General features: G+C 65.2%; 17 protein-coding genes and 1 tRNA gene. 11 read left to right on the forward strand and 7 right to left on the reverse strand.

Features of this window, described 5'->3' with window-relative positions; translation table 11 throughout:
• Positions 1–2: 2 nt before the first annotated feature.
• Complete coding sequence (locus tag AB6A69_RS12170; RefSeq protein WP_371038910.1) at positions 3–986, reverse strand: complex I NDUFA9 subunit family protein; 984 nt, start codon at positions 984–986, stop codon at positions 3–5.
• Between the two features lie 133 nt (positions 987–1,119).
• On the opposite strand from AB6A69_RS12170, the gene AB6A69_RS12175 reads away from it, so the two are divergent.
• Positions 1,120–1,206, forward strand: a tRNA-Leu gene (locus tag AB6A69_RS12175).
• A 151-nt stretch (positions 1,207–1,357) separates the two neighbouring features.
• Here AB6A69_RS12175 and AB6A69_RS12180 read toward each other — a convergent pair.
• The 4 genes from AB6A69_RS12180 to AB6A69_RS12195 form a co-directional block, all read right to left on the reverse strand.
• Positions 1,358–1,855 carry a hypothetical protein gene (locus AB6A69_RS12180; RefSeq protein ID WP_371060962.1) on the reverse strand — a complete coding sequence of 166 codons (498 nt, stop codon included), beginning with the start codon at positions 1,853–1,855 and terminating at the stop codon, positions 1,358–1,360.
• Positions 1,856–2,066: 211 nt separating this feature from the next.
• Positions 2,067–3,065 (reverse strand): ABC transporter substrate-binding protein, encoded by a 999-nt coding sequence (locus AB6A69_RS12185; RefSeq protein WP_371060963.1) that lies wholly within the window; start codon positions 3,063–3,065, stop codon positions 2,067–2,069.
• A complete protein-coding gene (locus AB6A69_RS12190; RefSeq protein ID WP_371039352.1) occupies positions 3,062–4,447 on the reverse strand; it encodes a sensor histidine kinase N-terminal domain-containing protein in 1,386 nt (461 codons plus the stop codon). Before AB6A69_RS12190 ends, AB6A69_RS12185 begins: the two co-directional genes overlap by 4 nt.
• Positions 4,444–5,109: a response regulator transcription factor gene (locus AB6A69_RS12195; protein WP_371060964.1), complete on the reverse strand. Its 666-nt coding sequence runs from the start codon at positions 5,107–5,109 to the stop codon at positions 4,444–4,446. Before AB6A69_RS12195 ends, AB6A69_RS12190 begins: the two co-directional genes overlap by 4 nt.
• A 124-nt stretch (positions 5,110–5,233) precedes the next feature.
• Here AB6A69_RS12195 and AB6A69_RS12200 point away from each other — a divergent pair, with 124 nt between their 5' ends.
• The 6 genes from AB6A69_RS12200 to AB6A69_RS12225 all read left to right on the forward strand — a co-directional run bounded on the left by AB6A69_RS12200 (position 5,234) and on the right by AB6A69_RS12225 (position 11,357).
• Positions 5,234–6,220 (forward strand): tripartite tricarboxylate transporter substrate binding protein, encoded by a 987-nt coding sequence (locus AB6A69_RS12200; protein WP_371056755.1) that lies wholly within the window; start codon positions 5,234–5,236, stop codon positions 6,218–6,220.
• Positions 6,221–6,343: 123 nt separating this feature from the next.
• Positions 6,344–6,835, forward strand: a complete 492-nt coding sequence (locus AB6A69_RS12205) for a tripartite tricarboxylate transporter TctB family protein (protein ID WP_371039348.1) — start codon at positions 6,344–6,346, stop codon at positions 6,833–6,835.
• Between the two features lie 3 nt (positions 6,836–6,838).
• The gene (locus AB6A69_RS12210) at positions 6,839–8,365 is read left to right on the forward strand and encodes a tripartite tricarboxylate transporter permease (protein WP_371060965.1); all 1,527 of its coding nucleotides are present in this window, start codon (positions 6,839–6,841) and stop codon (positions 8,363–8,365) included.
• Complete coding sequence (locus AB6A69_RS12215) at positions 8,355–9,560, forward strand: CaiB/BaiF CoA transferase family protein (RefSeq protein WP_371060966.1); 1,206 nt, start codon at positions 8,355–8,357, stop codon at positions 9,558–9,560. Before AB6A69_RS12210 ends, AB6A69_RS12215 begins: the two co-directional genes overlap by 11 nt.
• Entirely contained in the window at positions 9,557–10,336 is a 780-nt protein-coding gene (locus tag AB6A69_RS12220) for a citryl-CoA lyase (protein ID WP_371060967.1), read from the forward strand. The genes AB6A69_RS12215 and AB6A69_RS12220 overlap by 4 nt, the downstream gene beginning before the upstream one ends.
• Positions 10,323–11,357: an AbrB family transcriptional regulator gene (locus tag AB6A69_RS12225; RefSeq protein WP_371060968.1), complete on the forward strand. Its 1,035-nt coding sequence runs from the start codon at positions 10,323–10,325 to the stop codon at positions 11,355–11,357. The genes AB6A69_RS12220 and AB6A69_RS12225 overlap by 14 nt, the downstream gene beginning before the upstream one ends.
• Before the next feature lie 255 nt (positions 11,358–11,612).
• Here AB6A69_RS12225 and AB6A69_RS12230 read toward each other — a convergent pair whose 3' ends face one another.
• Both AB6A69_RS12230 and AB6A69_RS12235 read right to left on the reverse strand, forming a co-directional pair.
• Positions 11,613–13,256, reverse strand: coding sequence for an aconitase X (locus tag AB6A69_RS12230; protein ID WP_371060992.1), 1,644 nt, complete (start codon positions 13,254–13,256; stop codon positions 11,613–11,615).
• Positions 13,257–13,346: 90 nt separating this feature from the next.
• A complete protein-coding gene (locus AB6A69_RS12235; protein ID WP_371060969.1) occupies positions 13,347–14,024 on the reverse strand; it encodes a GntR family transcriptional regulator in 678 nt (225 codons plus the stop codon).
• Between the two features lie 146 nt (positions 14,025–14,170).
• Here AB6A69_RS12235 and AB6A69_RS12240 point away from each other — a divergent pair, with 146 nt between their 5' ends.
• The 4 genes from AB6A69_RS12240 to AB6A69_RS12255 all read left to right on the forward strand — a co-directional run bounded on the left by AB6A69_RS12240 (position 14,171) and on the right by AB6A69_RS12255 (position 17,089).
• Positions 14,171–14,971, forward strand: coding sequence for a transporter substrate-binding domain-containing protein (locus tag AB6A69_RS12240; RefSeq protein WP_371039341.1), 801 nt, complete (start codon positions 14,171–14,173; stop codon positions 14,969–14,971).
• A gap of 63 nt (positions 14,972–15,034) precedes the next feature.
• Positions 15,035–15,697, forward strand: coding sequence for an amino acid ABC transporter permease (locus AB6A69_RS12245; RefSeq protein ID WP_371060970.1), 663 nt, complete (start codon positions 15,035–15,037; stop codon positions 15,695–15,697).
• Between the two features lie 10 nt (positions 15,698–15,707).
• Positions 15,708–16,370: an amino acid ABC transporter permease gene (locus AB6A69_RS12250; RefSeq protein ID WP_371060971.1), complete on the forward strand. Its 663-nt coding sequence runs from the start codon at positions 15,708–15,710 to the stop codon at positions 16,368–16,370.
• Positions 16,367–17,089 carry an amino acid ABC transporter ATP-binding protein gene (locus AB6A69_RS12255; RefSeq protein WP_371056760.1) on the forward strand — a complete coding sequence of 241 codons (723 nt, stop codon included), beginning with the start codon at positions 16,367–16,369 and terminating at the stop codon, positions 17,087–17,089. Before AB6A69_RS12250 ends, AB6A69_RS12255 begins: the two co-directional genes overlap by 4 nt.
• Positions 17,090–17,190 lie beyond the last annotated feature (101 nt).

The following is a 17,190-nucleotide window of genomic DNA, read 5'->3' on the forward strand; positions in this document are numbered from 1 at the left end:
GGTCAGTCCCGCAGGTTGCGGGCCGAGTCCTTGATCGCGGTATACTGGCCCGAGGGCCGGAAGCGCCAAAGGTACTCGGGCAGCACCGCCTCCATCGACACAGGCGCGATGCCGAGCTCGGCAAAGCCGCGCGCCCCGTCCGCGACGACGTTGTCGCGGCCGAGCTGACGCACCTGGTCGCGGGTCAGTGTGCCGTTGCGGTAAAGCCGAAGAGTGGCGCGCTCCAGCCCGTCGAGGCCAGCCGCCATGATCCGCGCCACCCAGAATGGCACGCTGATCACCAGGCGGCGCCGCCGGATCACGCCCAGCATGAGCTGCATGAGTTCGCGGAACGTGTCGACGTCCGGGCCGCCCAGCTCGTAGATGCCGGGCTCGGCACGGCCGGTGACGCCCTCCACCGCCGCGGCCGCGACATCGTCGACATAGGCCGGCTGGAATCGGACATTCGCGCCGACGACCGGGATCGCCGGGCTGAACCGCGCCATGCCCGCGAACCGGTTGAAGAAGTCGTCCTCCGGGCCGAACAGGACCGAGGGCCGCAGGATCACCGCCTGCGGCATCGCCTCGAGCACCCGGCGCTCTCCTTCGGCCTTGCTGCGCGCGTAGAGACTGGGACCCTCGGGATCGGCGCCGATCGCCGAGATCTGGACCATGCGCGCCGCGCCGGCCTCCGCCGCGATCCGGGCGATTCGGCCCGCGCCCTCGGCCTGTACCGCGTCGAAGTTGTTCTTGCCGAACGAATCGAAGGTGCCCACGCAGTTGACGACCGCGTCCGCGCCCTGCGCGACGGCGGCGACGCTGGCATCGTCACGGATGTTGCAGAAAAGCGGCTCGACCTGTCCGACGACACCATAGGGGCGCACGAAATGCGCGTCGTTCGGATTCCGCACCGCGACGCGCACGCGCCAGCCTTCCTGGGCCATTCGCCGCGCGATGTAGCGCCCGAGGAATCCCGAGCCGCCGTAGATCGTGACGAGCTGCGCCATCATGGGCCTCCGCTACGCGTGTGACGCGCCTTCCTTACCGCCCGGCCGGGGGTGAAACAAGGCGGCCCGGCACCTCGTCGAATCGCCGTTGACAGGTCCCTGGGCCGGGGCTACACCGCCGCTCACGACACCTGCCCAGGTGGCGGAACTGGTAGACGCGCTAGCTTCAGGTGCTAGTGCCCGTATGGGCGTGGAGGTTCGAGTCCTCTCCTGGGCACCATTATCGGCCGGATAATTGGCATGGTCGTCCTGAAATTCCCCGGATGCTTGTCCCCCGTATCGCAGACCGTCCCGGACGCTGCATGGTGCAAAGGATGCAAGCCGCATTGTCGGACTCTCGGCGCTGCGACAGCGACGTGGGAGCCAATGTATCAGGCGTCTGCGCCCAGTAGCGACCTGCGATAAGCGGCCGCGATCACCTCCGGACGCCTTGCATGGTCGGTGCAGAGATATCTTGCGCTCGGGCGCAGGCCGACCCGCCCGAGATCGAGGCGGTCGGCATCCCAGCAGACCCGGACCGTCAGATCGCCCGCCGTCAAGCCGTCGGAGTGTAGCCGGCAAGCCTCGGTCAGAAGCTCCATCTCGTCATCGCTGGCGTCGAACCAGGTTTCCCGCAGGGTCCGGGCATGATGTGCGGCACGCAGCCCGTGTTCGGGATCGTGATCCTCGTTCTCGCGCCGGCTGTCGTGGACCAGCGCGAAGAGTTCGACGACCTTGAGGTTGGCGCCGGTCGCCGCGGCCAGCATGCGGCCGTTGAAGAGAACGCGGCGCCAATGATCCTCGCCGTGGAACCCGCGATGTCCCAAGGCATGGGTCTGCACCAGATGCCGAAAGAACGCTTCGCTGACATTCGCGGACGGTTCGAACATGGTGCTTTGCCTCTCGTGTTTCGCCTGCCGCGTCATGGGACCTCCCGGGTCAGGCGGATCATCCCGGGCCGTCTTCCAAGCCACCAGAGACCGGATCGGGTCGCAAGCCGGCGCCGGCCGGCGCCATGCCCCGCATAGAGGCGCGTCGCCCGGCACTGGCCAGACGCAGGTCCCGGCACGACCGAACGCTCTTTTCCGGTGCGACCACGGTTCACTGTTGCTCGATCGCGTTGACCCATTCCCGAAGAAACGCCTGGCGGTTCAGCGGGTCCAGATACACCATCAATCCGGGCCCCAGGCGGATCGGCCCGAAACCGGCTCTGGCGATTTCACGCGTCTCTCCCAGAGGTGGCAGCGCCCAATCGCCGGGAGCGTCACGAAGGCCGATGGCGAGCAACCGGTCGACGAACCTGCCCGCACTCTGCGGATCGCCCGAGGCACTCGGGATGATCGCGGTCCTCAGGATGACGTTCGAGAAATCGGTCATGCGCAGGATGCGCACACGGCCTCCGGAGTCCCGTGTGACCCTTTCGGCCGCATAACTCCCCAGCACGTTGTAGGCCAATGCCAGCCGCCCCTCCGCCACGTCGTCGATCATCTGCCCCGAGCAGCAGTAGAGCTTGGGACCGAGGCGCCCCATCACCTCGGCAAGACGCCAGTAGGCATCGGTCGCCCGTGCCTCCTGCGTCGCGAACAGATAGCCCAACCCGCTTTCCCGCACATCGTAGGTGCCGATCGCATCGCGGAAGCGTTCCGGGTTGTCGCGAAGAACGTCGATGAGGTCCTGTCGCGTCGTCGGGACCGGCAGGCCGGCGAACCGTTCGGTGGAGATGACCACCACCGCGGGTTCTGTCGTGAAGGCGAAGATCCGGTCGAGCCAGCGCGCCCAGTCGGGCAGAGCGTCGACCACGGGGGAACGGTGGCTTCGGGCATAGCCGTCGTTCACGAGCTGGAACTGAAGGTCCATCGCCGACGATATGGCGACGTCGAAGCGCGCGCCGTCGCGTATCGCACGGTGAAGCTCGACCGAGGACGCGACCGCGTAGTCGAGGGTGAGCCCGGGATTGTCCGCGTGGAAATCCTCGAGGACCGGTGCGAAGACCTCCAGATCAGCCGTCGAGATGATGCGCAACGTCCGGCTGCCTGTGCCTTCGTAGCGGCGGTGCTCCTCCACCTCCAGCGCGGCGAGCAGCGTCGGCCAGAGGCTCAAGAAGACGGCAATACAAGCGAGACGCATGCCCCCCTCCCTTCCCGGTTGCGGAGGACAAGGCGTCCTCCATGTGCGCGGAGCACGTCGGCGGCGATGGTAAGCCCGAGGCCCGAGCCGACGATACCTTCCACGTTGCCTCCACGACGGAAGCGCTCGGTGAGCCTTTCGGTCGGTCCCTCGCCCAGGCCCGGGCCCTCGTCGGTCACGCAGATGCGGGCGGCCTTCTCCATCCGTTCGACACGGACCGTGACGGCGGTATCCTCGTGCGAGTACTTCACCGCGTTGTCGAGCACGTTGCGAATGGCGTTGTCCAGAAGCACGGCGTCGCCCTCCATCTCGGCCGGTTCTGCGTAAAGCCTGATCTCGATGTCCTTCATGGCGGCCGTCGGCTCCAGCGCTTCGACCGCGCGGCGGGCGAGATCGGCCAGGTCGAGCCGGTCGCCGGCAAGATGATCGGCCCGGAAAGCCACCGTGGCATGATCGAGAAGCTGACCCGCCGAGCGCGAGCTTTCATCGACGGCGTGGATCATGCGGCGCAGGCGCGCCCGGGCGCTCTCGTCCCTGATCGAGCGGAGCGCGACCTCGGCCTCGGCGCGCACCGTGGCAAGTGGCGTCCGGACCCTGTGGGCGGCCTCGGCGATGAAGTCCTCCGATCGCCGGATCGACTGGCCAAGCCGGTCCATCAGCCGATTGAGGGCGTCCAGAAGGGGCGCGAGTTCGGTCGGAGCGGGGCGCCTGAGAGGGCGCAGGTCGGACGGCCCGCGACGCGAGACCGCCTGCGCGATCTCGTTGAGCGGACGCAGGGACGTGCGCGCGGCGAAGAAGGAAAGGCCGACCGCGACCATGAAGAAGGCGACCGACAACGTGGCCGCGAATTGCGAGAGCTCCCCGGTCAGGGCACGTACGCCGTTTCTCGTCTGAGCCACGGTGACGACCGTGCGCAAGGGCTCGTTTCCCAGCAGCACCACCCGGGTGAGCGAGGCCATGCGCACCTCGTCTCCACGATAGGAACCGGTATAGAAGACGACGCGTCCCGGCGGCGTGACATCGAGCGTCGGCACCGGAAGGTCGGGATAGCCCGTCAGCGTCTCACGCCCGGCGGTTACGAGATAGAACACGCGGTCCTCGCTTATCGCACCCAGCATCGAGAAGGCCGAATAGGGCAGTTCCAGCCGCACCTCGCCCCGTTCGGTGCGCAGCGTTTCGGCGATCGTGGTCGCGGAGGCCGCAAGCACGTTGTCCTGGGTCCGTTCGGCCGCCTGACGTGCGAGCCCCGTGACCATCGCCCAGGACATGACGGACAGAAGTGCCGCGACCGCGGCGAGCAGGAGCGTCAGCCGGCGTCCGATCGAGCCGGATGCTCTCCCGGCCCGTGCGATCAAACGCCGGCCTCCATCCGGTAGCCGAGCCCGCGGACGGTGTCGATGCGGACGCCCATGTCGCCGATGCGGCGTCTCAGCCGGCCGACATATACCTCGATCGCGTTCTCGGTGACCTCGGCATCGTGGCTGAACAGCCGGTCCATGAGCTGCGCCTTCGAAAGGATCTGTCCCGGGTGCCGGGCGAAGACTTCCAGCAGGCGGATTTCCCGACTGCGCAGTTCCAGCGTCTTGGGGCCGCAGTGCAGCGTGCCGGCCACCGGGTCGAAAATACAGTTCCCCAGCGCGATCTCGTTGCGGGCCGATCCGCGGCGGCGGCGCAACACGGCCCTGCAGCGCGCCTCGAGTTCCGCGAAGTCGAACGGCTTGGTGAGGTAGTCATCCGCACCGTGATCGAGTGCGACGACCCGGTCGGACACCTGGCTGCGCGCCGTCAGCACGATGACCGGCACCTCGAGGCGCGCGCGGCTGCGTATCAGGAAATCGCGCCCGTCGCCGTCCGGCAGCATCACGTCGAGAAGGATCAGGTCGTACTCGGTCGTGGCAAGCCAGTCCTCCGCGGCCGCGAGGCTGGCCGCGTGATCTACCGCGTGCCCGTCGAGCGCGAGCCGGCTCACGACCGCCTCTGCCAGCTCGAGATTGTCCTCGACCAGAAGATACCGCACCCGCTTCCCCCCTTGCCCTCGCGGCCAGCCGGTCTTCTCCGTCGTGTCAGGCTGGTGTCAGGTTCATGTGGTGGAGGAAGACCATGGGCGGCGGAGGACCGCCTGTCAAACTGGAGGAAAATTCATGAACACCTTTGGGTGCACGCGTCGCGCGCTTCTCGTCGCGGCGACGGCGACCCTGGCCGTCGGCGGCCAGGCTCACGCCGACAACCACCAGATGATGGACGAGATCCACTTCATCGTTCCCGGGGGCGCCGGCGGCGGCTGGGACGGCACGGCGCGCGGCACGGGCGAGGCGCTGACGAAATCCGGCCTCGTGGGCAGCGCGACCTACGAGAACATGTCGGGCGGCGGCGGCGGCGTCGCGATCGCCTACATGATCGAAAACGCCGATAGCCTCGACAACACGCTGATGGTGAACTCCACGCCCATCGTCATCCGCTCGCTCACCGGCGTTTTCCCGCAGAGCTTCCGCGATCTGACGCTGGTGGCCGGCACGATCGGCGACTATGCCGCGATCGTCGTGCCCGCCGACAGTCCGATCGAGGACATGGAGGCGCTTCTGGCCGAATACGCCTCGCAGGGTACGGACTTCGCCATCGGCGGCGGATCGGTCCCGGGCGGAATGGATCACCTGGTGGCGGCCATGGTGATGCAGGCCGCGGGCGAGAACCCGACCGAGGTCAACTACATCCCCTACGATGCGGGCGGCGAGGCGATGGCAGGCCTGCTTTCGGGCGAGATCGATGCCTTGTCCACTGGCTTCTCCGAGGCGATCGCCCTGGCCGACCAGGACGAGGTCCGCATCCTGGGTGTGACCGCGCCCGACCGCGTGCCGGCCTATGACGAGGCGCCGACCTTCGCCGAGCAGGGGATCGACACGACCTTCATCAACTGGCGCGGCTTCTTCGGTCCTCCGGGAATGGAAGAGCAACAGCGCCAGCAATACATCGAGACCCTCGCGGCGATGTACGATACCGAGGCCTGGGAAGAGGTCCGCGCGCGCAACGGATGGGTCAACATCTGGAACCCGGGCGAGGATTTCCGCAGCTTTCTCGAAGCACAGGAAAAGGAAATCGGTGACCTGATGCGGACGCTCGGCTTTCTCTGAGCCGGGCCAAAACGCCTGAAAAGGCGCGGGGCGGCGGGCGGATCCCGCCCTGGCATCGCCAGACGGACCGGGCTCGCCCGGCCGCCCCGCGCGACACCTGCGGTTTCGAAGGGAGGGGACGCCATGGCGCTGGATCGATGGATCGCGCTGATCTTCATCACGTTGTGCTGCATCTACGGCTACGCGGCCTTCTTCACGATGGACGAGCTTCTGCCGCCCTTCATGCAGCGCAACCCGGTCTGGCCATCGACCTTTCCGAAAGTGCTGGCGGTGCTCGGCATCATCGTGGGGCTGGTCGTGCTGTCGGGGCTGGAGAAGCCCGGCAGCGAGGACGAGCCCTCCGCAGTCGACATCAACTACCGCCGGCTGCACGACTACAATCTCGGCCAGGCCCTGCTCCTCTTGGGCCTGATGGTGGTCTACGCTCTCGCGCTGCGTCCGGCAGGTTTCCTGCTCGCGACCACCGTCTTCCTGGCCGGGGGCGCCGCGATCCTCGGCGAGCGGCGCTGGGTCACCATGATGCTCGTCGCCGTCATCGCCAGCGGCGCCGTCTGGTATCTCGTGCAGGAGGTGCTGGGCATCTTCCTGCGTCCGCTTCCCTTTTTCCTGAGGTGAGCCATGCTTGAGGGCATCATGATCGGCCTTTCGGCCGCCTTTTCGGTCCAGAACCTCCTGATGGTGGTTGCGGGCTGCCTGATCGGCACCTTCATCGGAATGCTTCCGGGTCTCGGGCCGATGTCCATCATCGCCATCATGATCCCGGTCGCGATCTCGATGGGTGATCCGACCGCGGCGCTGATCCTGCTGGCAGGTGTCTATTACGGGGCGATCTTCGGGGGCTCGACCTCCTCGATCCTGCTGAACGCGCCGGGGGTCGCGGGTACGGTGGCGACCTCGTTCGACGGCTATCCGATGGCGCGGAACGGAATGGCGGGCAAGGCCCTGACGATTGCGGCCGTCTCGAGCTTCGCCGGCGGCACGATCGGGGCGATCCTTCTTGCCATCTTCGCGCCCGCGCTGTCGTCGGTCGCGCTCCTGTTCCACTCCGCGGAGTACTTCGCACTCATGGTCGTGGGGCTTTCGGCGATCGCGGCGTTCGCGGGAACGGGCCAGGTCGCGAAGGCACTGATGATGACGGTTCTCGGGCTGATCCTCGCCACCGTGGGCGAAGGCGCGCTCTTCAACATGCCGCGTTTCACGATGGGACTGATGGACCTGCAATCGGGCATAAACTTCATCACCCTCGCCATGGCGATGTTCGCTTTGCCCGAGGCGCTGTTCCTTGTTCTGAACCCGGCGCGCTCCAGCCGGGGCGGCGAGGCCGGGGGCTCCGCCAGGATCACCGGCCTGCGGTTTTCGAAGGAGGAAGGGCGGGCGATCCTCCCCGTCATCGGGCGACAGTCGGTCCAGGGGTTCTTCATCGGTGTGCTGCCGGGCGCAGGCGCCACCATCGCGTCGTTCCTGGGCTATGCGGTCGAGCGCAACATCGCCAAGGGCGACGACCAGGCACAGTTCGGCAAAGGCTCCGTCAAGGGCCTCGCGGCGCCGGAGACGGCCAACAACGCGGCCTGCACGGGATCTTTCGTGCCGCTTCTGACGCTCGGCATCCCGGGCTCGGGGACGACCGCGATCCTTCTGGGCGCGCTCATCGCACTCAACGTGACACCGGGTCCGCGGCTGATGATCGACGAGCCCGAAATCTTCTGGGCGGTCATCACGTCGATGTTCATCGGCAATGTCGTGCTGATCATCCTGAACCTGCCGCTCATCCCCTACATCGCCAAGGTCCTGTCGATCCCGCGCAACTACCTGATCCCGTTCATCCTCTTCTTCACCATGATTGGGGCCTATATCGGGCAGAACAACGCCACCGAGCTCTTGATGCTCGTCGGCCTCGGCGTGCTGGCGACGGTGCTGCGCTTCGCGGACTATCCGCTCGCGCCGCTTCTCATCGGCTTCATCCTAGGAACCATGCTGGAGAACAATTTCGCCCGCTCCATGCAGCTCTACCGGGGCCTCGATTTCATCTGGGAGCGCCCGATGACGCTCGCGCTCCTCGTCCTCGCGCTCCTGCTCGTGCTTCTGCCGAGCTTCCGTGCGCGGCGGGCGCGGCGCCGTGCCGAAGGGGTGGCCGATGGGGACTGAGGCCGCCGCACCGCTCGCCGGTGTGCGCGTGCTGGATCTGACGAATGTCCTCGCCGGTCCCTTCGCCTGCCATCAGCTCGCACATCTGGGAGCCGAGGTCATCAAGGTGGAGGCGGTGGGTCGGGGCGATCTCGCGCGGAACCTGGGCGCGGATGCCGACCTTTCGGCGAAGGGCATGGGGATCAGCTTTCTCGCCCAGAACGCCGGCAAGAAGTCTTTGACGCTGAACTTGAAGGCCCCGGGCGGCAAGGAGGCGCTGAAGCGGCTCGTGGCCACGTCCGACGTTCTTGTCGAGAACTTCCGGCCCGGCGTGATGGATCGGCTCGGTCTCGGCCACGGCACGTTGCGGGCGGAAAACCCGCGGCTGATCTACTGCGCCATCTCGGGTTTCGGGCAGGACGGACCCTGGGCCGACCGCCCTGCCTACGACCAGATCGTTCAGGGCGCCTCCGGCGTCATGTCGATCACGGGCGATCCCGACAGCGCGCCCTTGCGCGTGGGCTATCCGCTGGCCGATACGGTGGGCGGACTGACCGCCGCGATGGCGGTCTGCGCGGCGTTGAACGCGCCCGAGCGCGGTGCCTTCATCGATGTGTCCATGCTCGAGGCGGTGCTGGCGACGATGGGCTGGGTCGTGTCGAACCACCTGATCGGCGGTGTCTCGCCGCGTCCCGAAGGCAACGAGAACCCCACCTCCGCCCCTTCGGGCACATTCCAATGCGCGGATGCACCGGTGAACATCGCCGCGAACAAGGATGAGCAATGGGAGGCGCTTGTCCGCCATCTCGGGCGAGAGGACCTTCTCGCCGTGCCCGATTACGCCACGCGAGAGGACCGCAAGCGCAACCGGTTCCGGCTCAGGGCGGAACTCGAGACCGTGTTGACGACGCGGCCCGCCCAAGACTGGGCGCGAGAGCTCAACGCGATCGGGGTGCCTGCCGGCGCGGTGATGAGCGTGCCCGAGATCCTTTCTCACCCGCAGGTCGCCGGACGTGACTTCCTTGCCCGGTTCGCGGACGCGCCGGGCCTCGACCGCCCCATCGAGCTCGTGCGGATCGGCGCGATGATCGATGGGGTGCGCCCTTCGGTGACCACTGCGCCGCCTTCCCTTGGCGCGGACAGCCGGGATGTCCTTTCCGAACTGGGCTACAGCGATACGGAGATCGAGACGATGCGCGCGGAAGGTGTGATTTGAGCGAGGGAAGCGATGTCGCGGACTGGTGGCGCACGGCGATCATCGACATGGAACCCGGGCGCATCGCCTTGCGCGGCCACCCGGTGCAGCAGCTGATCGGACGAACGGGCTTCGCCGAGATGATCTGGCTCATAGTCATGGGCGAGCCCATCGCGGGCCACCGTGCGCGGCTCTTCGAGGCGGCTCTGGTCGCTGCGGTCGATCACGGGCCGCAGGCCCCCTCGATCGCCGCCGCCCGGATGGCGGCCACCTGCGGGATCGGGCTGCAATCGGCGATGGCGACGGGCCTCAACATGCTGGGCGACGTGCATGGCGGCGCGGGCGAGCAGGCGGTGGAGATGTTTCGCTTCGTCGAGACGAAGGGGCCCGAGGGTCTCGGACCCGCGCTCGACGCGTGGCGGACCGAGCACGGCCGCTTTCTCCCCGGCTTCGGCCACCGCTTCCACAAGCCCGTCGATCCCCGCGCGCCGCGCCTTTTGTCGCTCGTGGACGAGGCGGCCGAAGCGGGCGCCGTCCCCGGCGCCTACGCGGAGATCGGGCGGGCGATCGAGGCCCATCTCGCGGCCGAGCGGGGCAAGCCCGTGCCCATGAACATCGACGGCGCGACCGCGGTGATCTACGCCGAACTGGGCTGCCCGGCCGCGCTTGCCCGCGGCTTCTTCGGCCTGTCGCGCTCGGTGGGCATCCTCGCCCATGCCTGGGAGCAGACCGAACAGGGCGGGCGCAACAAGGGGCCAACCCCACCCGCGTACCGATGGACCTATGACGGAGCGTGAGCGGCTTCTGTCCGAGGCCTTCCCGACCCTGCTGATCGGTGCCGCCGGTGCCGCCATCTTCTGGGTCGTGGGCTTCCCGGCCGCCGTGCTGACCGGACCGGCAGCGGCGGTCTCCCTCGCCACGCTTCTGGGCCTGCGCGCCCATGTGCCCGCGCGCCTTCGCGACGTGGTGTTCCTGGTGATCGGTGTCTCGATCGGCAGCACCGTGACGCCCGAGGTGATCGCGACGGCGATGGCGTGGCCCGTGTCCTTTCTCGTGCTGAGCGTGACACTCGTTCTGGTCCTGCTCATCATCCGGGCGATGCTGATGCGCGTTTTCCACTACGATGCGACCACCGCCTTTCTGGCCGCGACGCCGGGGCACCTGACCTATGTCCTGGGCCTCTCGGCCGACCTCAAGGTGGACGTGCCGCGCGTCGCGCTCGTCCAGTCGGTCCGGGTTCTCCTGCTGACTTTGCTGGTGCCCGTTCTGATCGCGCTCTGGGGCGCCGAGGGCACGACCCCGCCGAAGGATCCCGGCGTGATCTCGAAGAACGCAGCCGTGCTTCTCTTCGCCTTCGCCCTGCCTCTCGGCCTGGTGCTCAAGCGGCTGCGCGTGCCGGCGCCGCTCCTTCTTGGCGCCATGGCGGCGTCGGCCATCGGACACGGTTCCAACCTGACCCCTGGTGCGCTGCCTTCCTGGGCGACGACGCTGGCGTTCATCACCATGGGCAGCCTTATCGGAACGCGTTTCCGGGGGCTCGACCGGCGCGGGCTGGTCGGCGCTTTCGGGGCCGGTGTCGCCGCAACCCTCGTCGCCTGCGCCATCGCGGCAATCGGCGCCGGCCTCGCGGCCGGGATCGTCGGTCTTCCGCCGGCGGCCCTCCTTCTCGCTTTCGCCCCCGGCGGCGTCGAGGTCATGGCAGCGCTCGCGGTGGAAACGTCGCTCGAACCGGCCTTCGTCGCGGCGCACCATGTGTTCCGACTGATCCTTCTGAGCCTTCTGGTTCCGGTTCTCATGCCGCGGATGCGAGGATCCTAGGTCGCCACCACGCAGGGCTTTCGCTGCGGCGTTTGCGACGGAAAGGCCGGTGCCACGGGACACAGCCGTTGGGAGTTGCGTTCAGGACTGGATAGCCGCGCCTAAAGGGGGCTCGAACGCGATGCCGAACATGGGGTCGATGGTTATCGACGGGTCAAGGGGCGCGGGCCTTTTGCCGGTACGGATGCCGCCGGATTTGGGCAGCCGCCTCCTCGATAGAGTTCCTCCGAGCATCACGTGTTCTTGGGGCGCCCGCTAATTCCGGAGCCATGTCGGAAGACGATCCCCCGCGAACCCGGTAACGGCTGCCTCGACGCAATCCTCGAGACTGCCAAGCCGCGCGTGCCGGCCGGACAGGCCATGCGCATAATGCGCGTATTTTCCGGAATTCGTCATCAAGCCTTTCGCGTGCGGCGGGAATATGGGTTCAACGATCGAGCACCAGCACAGGTCCGGGATCAGACGGACGCCCGCCTTCTGCAAGCGGTCGACAAGCCCTTCGGAGCTTGCCTCGCGCAGGACATCGCGTCCGATCGTGATGATCATCTGCGTCGACCTATTGCAGCTTCGATCCTGGAAAAGCTCTGCAATCCGGCGCGTCTCGGACAGCGACGCATGTGGGCTGCCGATGGCGACCAGGTCAATTGTCCGGTCTCCGCGATTGAGCTCATGCCAAGCGCCGACAAAGTCCGCCAGACGGATTTGGTGCCGCTGAGCGTCGGGCGTGGGCGCAGTATCCGCTTCGGGAGTGTGCCCCGCGACATGTAGCATGGGTGCGCCGGAGGTGGTGCCGAAAGCGGCACAAAGGGCCTTGAGGTCGTCTTGCGACGGCTGAAGGTGTTCCAGCCCGGTCAAGAGTGGGATGTGGTCAGGAGAAAACTGGCCCGCCAGCCATCCGATCAATGGCCAGAGCACGTCATCATGGCCATCCAGGGCGGGCTCCACGTCAAGGATCGTTCTCGGGACACGGCCCTCTTTCGTGTACACACCGGATGCCGGCGCGCGTCCCGTCATTGCAATGAAGAGATCGAGATAATCCGGATGTTTGGGTGTGCGTGCCCCAAGGACGGTGTTGGCGTAGATGACGGCGTTCGATTCCGACCAGCCAATGACCTCGCCCTTATCCGGGGCACCCTCAAGAAGATACGGCGCGCAGGTGAAAACTGGCCTTGCTCCCATCTTCACATAGGCGTCAGCCAGGCGGCTTGCGCGTTCTCCGAAATCGGTCGGAACGTTCTGGGACCGCCAGTTTTCCCGATCTACCGAAATCGCATTGATCGTCGTGGGAACGGACACGCGAGCGCCCATTTCGGCCATCTTCTCCGCAAATATGAGATTGGCGGAATGGGCGAGGATGCAGCCGTCGATGTGCCCTCTGGTGACATCGGTCAGGCTCTCCGTGCCTTCCCGTGCCGCCATGAGGCAGATGATTTCCATGGCGATCCTCGCTGCCGGCCCGTGATCGCCGCCAAGACAGCGCCGGTCTTCCTTGGAGAGCTGCAGATCGCTCGCCTGCGCAGGGGAAAGGTCCATGTCCACGCCATCGGCTTTCAGCCGGTTGCCTGAAATGGATGCTGTCTGCGAGCGCGCGACGCGATCATATTCCGATCGTGGAAGGAAGATGGTGGGGAGCGGCCTGTCGAATATGCGGCCCGAGACCAACGCACCCAGCGTCAGGACTTCTTCGTGCTCGCAGAAAACAAGCGCCGCTGGCGAAAGTGAATTCAAGGACAGTTCAAGCAGAACCCCGCTTCCGCTGCAGGATCCACGCGAGGTCGGCATCATGAGGATCTTTCCGGATACCGATGCTCCATGGTTGGGGTGGTGTACGTCTATGATCGTCCCCGTTCCGGGGTCGACACCTCCCCAGAAACTCAGGCCTTCGCTACAGGCCAGCACCTCGCCATTCGCGTCACCCTCGATCAGAATCCGACCAGCCGTTCCGGTCCCGCGCGCTGAAGTCGTCAAGCTGCCTCCGATGTCATGGGTTTATCGCTTCTTGTGTCTCGCAGGTGTCGGGAAATGTTCCAGAAGGGAGTGCTTGGCGCCGTTGATGTGATCGCGCAGCAATAGGCTCGCCCGGTCGGCATCACCTTCTTCGCAGGCGACAAGGATTGCCAGATGCTCGCTGTCCGCCCTTTCCATGCCATCGCTTATGACGAGCTGTGCGCGAATGTAGCGCTCGACGCGATCCATGGCGTTATCGGCGACGTCCTTGAAGTAGTTCAACGTGCTCGGTCCGTAGAGCGTTTTGTGAAACACGCGGTTCAAGTCGCCCCACTCCATGGGATTGGGAGACTGTGAAAACGCCGTGCAGTGCTTTCGGGCGTCGATCAAACACTCTCGGGACATCCGAGGCACCGCGTCGCGGATAATCTCGGGCTCGAGAAGCGCCCTGAGGTCGAACACCTCCGCCGCCTCGTCCGCCGACAGTCCGGCAACCACCGCGCCCTTGTATCGTTTGGTCTTGATAAGCCCCTGCTCTTCAAGCCTCGAGATTGCCTCGCGCACCGGGATGCGGCTCGTATTGAACATGTTGGCGATCTCGTCCTGGCGCAGCGGTGCTCCTTCGGGGATTTTGCCCTCGATGATCGCCTTGCGAAGAACGTCGAAGACGATGGTCGACGCGGACGCGGTCTTCGAGACATCTACGGCCGGAAACTTCATCTTCCATCACCCTCGAGCAGTTGCGGCGCCATACGATACTGCCGCGTCCGTGCAAAGTCTCTTAGTTTGCCTTGGACATTGGATCCAATATGCCATAGCGTGGCATTGTTCAACAGATCATCCAACGACCAACATGGAGGAAGACGATGCTGAAGAAGCTTTTGGGGGCGGCTACGGCAACCCTGTTGATGGCTGTCCCCGCGGCGGCCGACACACTGGATGACGTCATCGACAGAGGCACTTTGCGCTGCGGTGTCGTGCTGGATTTCCCGCCCATCGGCTATCGTGACGACAACAACGAGCCGGCGGGCTTCGACGTGGAATATTGCAACGATCTGGCGGCCGCCCTCGAGGTGGACGTCGAGTTGCTGCCTCTGACGTGGTCGGAGCGCTTGCCGGTCATCGTCACCGGTCGGGCAGACGTGGTCTTCGGCGCCACATCGGACAGCCTGGCCCGCGCGCGGACCGTCGGGTTCTCGATTCCCTACGCGATTTACTATGCGCAAGGCGTTGTGAATGCCGAAAGTGGCATCGAATCGTTCGAGGACATTCGGGGAAAGCGTGTTGCTGCGGCCGTGGGAACCGTGCCTGAGCAGGAGTGGCTGAAAATCGCCGAGGAGTGGGGCGAAGAGGACCTCTACCAGGGTTACCAGTCCGAGAACGAGGTTTTCCTCGCGGTCGCACAAGGCAAGGCAGACATCGGGATCACCACGAACACGGCGGTGAAGCCGATCACCGATCAATACGACAATATCGTGGCTGGCCCGCGCATGCCCTGGACCACGGACTACACCTCCGTTGTCGGCAAGCGCAAGGACGTCAGCTGGCTGAACTACCTCAATCTCTTTGTCACGCACCAGGTCCGGTCTGGCCGTTACGAAGAGCTGTGGGGCAGATATGTGGGTGGAGAGGCGCCCGAACTCCGCATCCCGGGCGTGATGTACTGATCACTGCCGCTTTTTCCTGTCCCCGCCCGGGATCCCCGGGCGGGGTTTCTTTGGATCGCCGCGATGTTCGAATACAACTTTCACTGGCGCCCGGTATTCCGCAGCCTGCCGGACCTGCTGGAGGCCAGCCTCTTAACTCTCCAGGTCGCGACGCTTTCCATGGTGATCGGCATCGTCATCGGTCTCGGGTTGTCCGTCATCCGCCTGAGGCTCCGCGGGCCGCTTTACTGGTTCGCCACGGCCTGGGTGGAATTGGCGCGCAACACGCCGGCTCTGTTTCAGCTGTTCTTCTTCGGGTTCGGGCTGGGGGCCTTCGGATGGCACCTGACACCCTACATGATCGTTCTGGCCGGTCTCAGCTTCAATAACGCCGGCTATCTCGCCGAGAACTTTCGCGGCGGCTTTCAGGCGGTCCCTGATACGCAGATGCGCGCGGCGCAAAGCCTTGGCATGAATTTGTGGCAGTCCTACACGCGGATCCTGGTGCCGCAGGTCTTGCGGATCGTGTACTACCCGATGACCAATCAGCTGGTCTGGGCGGTGCTGATGTCGTCCCTGGGCATGCTGGTCGGCTTCCGCGAGCTGTCGGGCGAGACGCAGTTCTTCGCCAGCCGCACCTACCGCATCTTCGAATATTTCGCCGTCACGGCGGTGATTTATTACGTCATGGTCAAGATCATTCTGCTCGCGTCCCGGCTTCTCGCCGTGCGCCTGTTCCGGTATTGAGGGGAGCAAAGTGGAAACTCCTATCAGCTTCTTCAGCGGGTTCGGGCTTCAGGACGTGCTCTTCATGGCGCAAGCGGCTTGGCGCACGCTCCTGATCTCGGTGATATCGATCTCCCTTGGAACGCTTCTGGGGGCGATCTTCGGCTGGATGCTCTATGAGGGGCGGATTTGGGCCACTCTGTTCGTTGCGCCGGTGCTGGACGCTTTCCGGTCGGTGCCGCTTATCATCCAGCTGGTTCTTTTCTATAATTTCGCGCCGATCATTGGTCTTAACCTCGATGCGTTCCAGTCGGGGCTCGTGGTTCTGACGGCTTATACGGCTGCGCTTGTCGCAAGCGTCGCGCGGGGCGGTATCGAATCTGTCGGGAAACCCATGCGTCGGGCCGCGCGCTCGCTGGGCATGAGTTACTGGCAAGATCTGCGCTACGTGGTCTTGCCCATCGGGGCGCGTGCCGTTTTTCCGTCCTGGGTGGGCGTGGCTCTCGGCGTCCTGAAGGATAGTGCCCTGGTCTCGGTGCTTGGTTACGTGGAGCTTCTTCGGGCAAGCCAGATCCTGATGACACGCACGCAGGAACCGCTCCTGATTATCTCAATCGCCGGCGCGTTCTATTTTGCGCTGTCCTATCCGATCTCGCGCTATTCGGCGAAAATCGAGAAGAGGTGGTCCCAATGATCGAAATCACCGGCCTGCACAAGTATTTCGGCTCGCTCCATGTGTTGCGGGGTATCGACCTGGAAGTGCAGAAGGGCGAAGTCCTTTCGGTGATCGGAGCGTCGGGATCCGGGAAATCCACATTGCTTTACTGCATAAATGGCCTCGAGCCGATCCAGGAAGGGCGGGTCGTCGTCGATGGTATAGACGTTCACGCCAGGCAGACTGACCTGAACAATCTGCGGCAGAGAATGGGAATGGTGTTTCAGCAGTGGAACAGCTTCCCCCATTTGACCGCCCTCGAGAACGTTTCATTGGCCCCGCGCATCGTGAAAAAGAAATCGCGGGCGGAGGCGCAAGAGATAGCGGTGAAGCAGCTGGAACATGTTGGCCTCGCCGACAAGCTCGATGTCTATCCGAGCGCCTTGTCGGGCGGACAGCAGCAAAGGCTGGCGATAGCGAGAGCGCTCGCCATGGATCCGCAATACATGCTTTTCGACGAAGCCACGTCGGCCCTGGACCCGGAGCTGGTCGGCGAAGTCCTGGACACGATGCGGATTCTGGCCGAGGAGGGCATGACTATGATCTGTGTGACCCACGAGATGGGCTTCGCACGAGATGTCTCTGACCGCGTCGCCTACTTCCATGAAGGTGCGATGGAAGAGATCGGACCGCCCGAACAGATCTTCGGCGACCCGAATTCCGAACAGACCCGAAAATTCCTGGCAAAGGTTCGCTGAACGCGGGCCCGAACCCCGTGCCACGGAAGCAGGAACAACCTTGCAAAAGTCGAGGTCGAGACGCCTCGACAGCCAAAGAGGAGAACAACCGTGTCGCGCCA

This window comes from Rhodosalinus sp. 5P4, assembly GCF_041365695.1.
Lineage (GTDB): Bacteria > Pseudomonadota > Alphaproteobacteria > Rhodobacterales > Rhodobacteraceae > Rhodosalinus.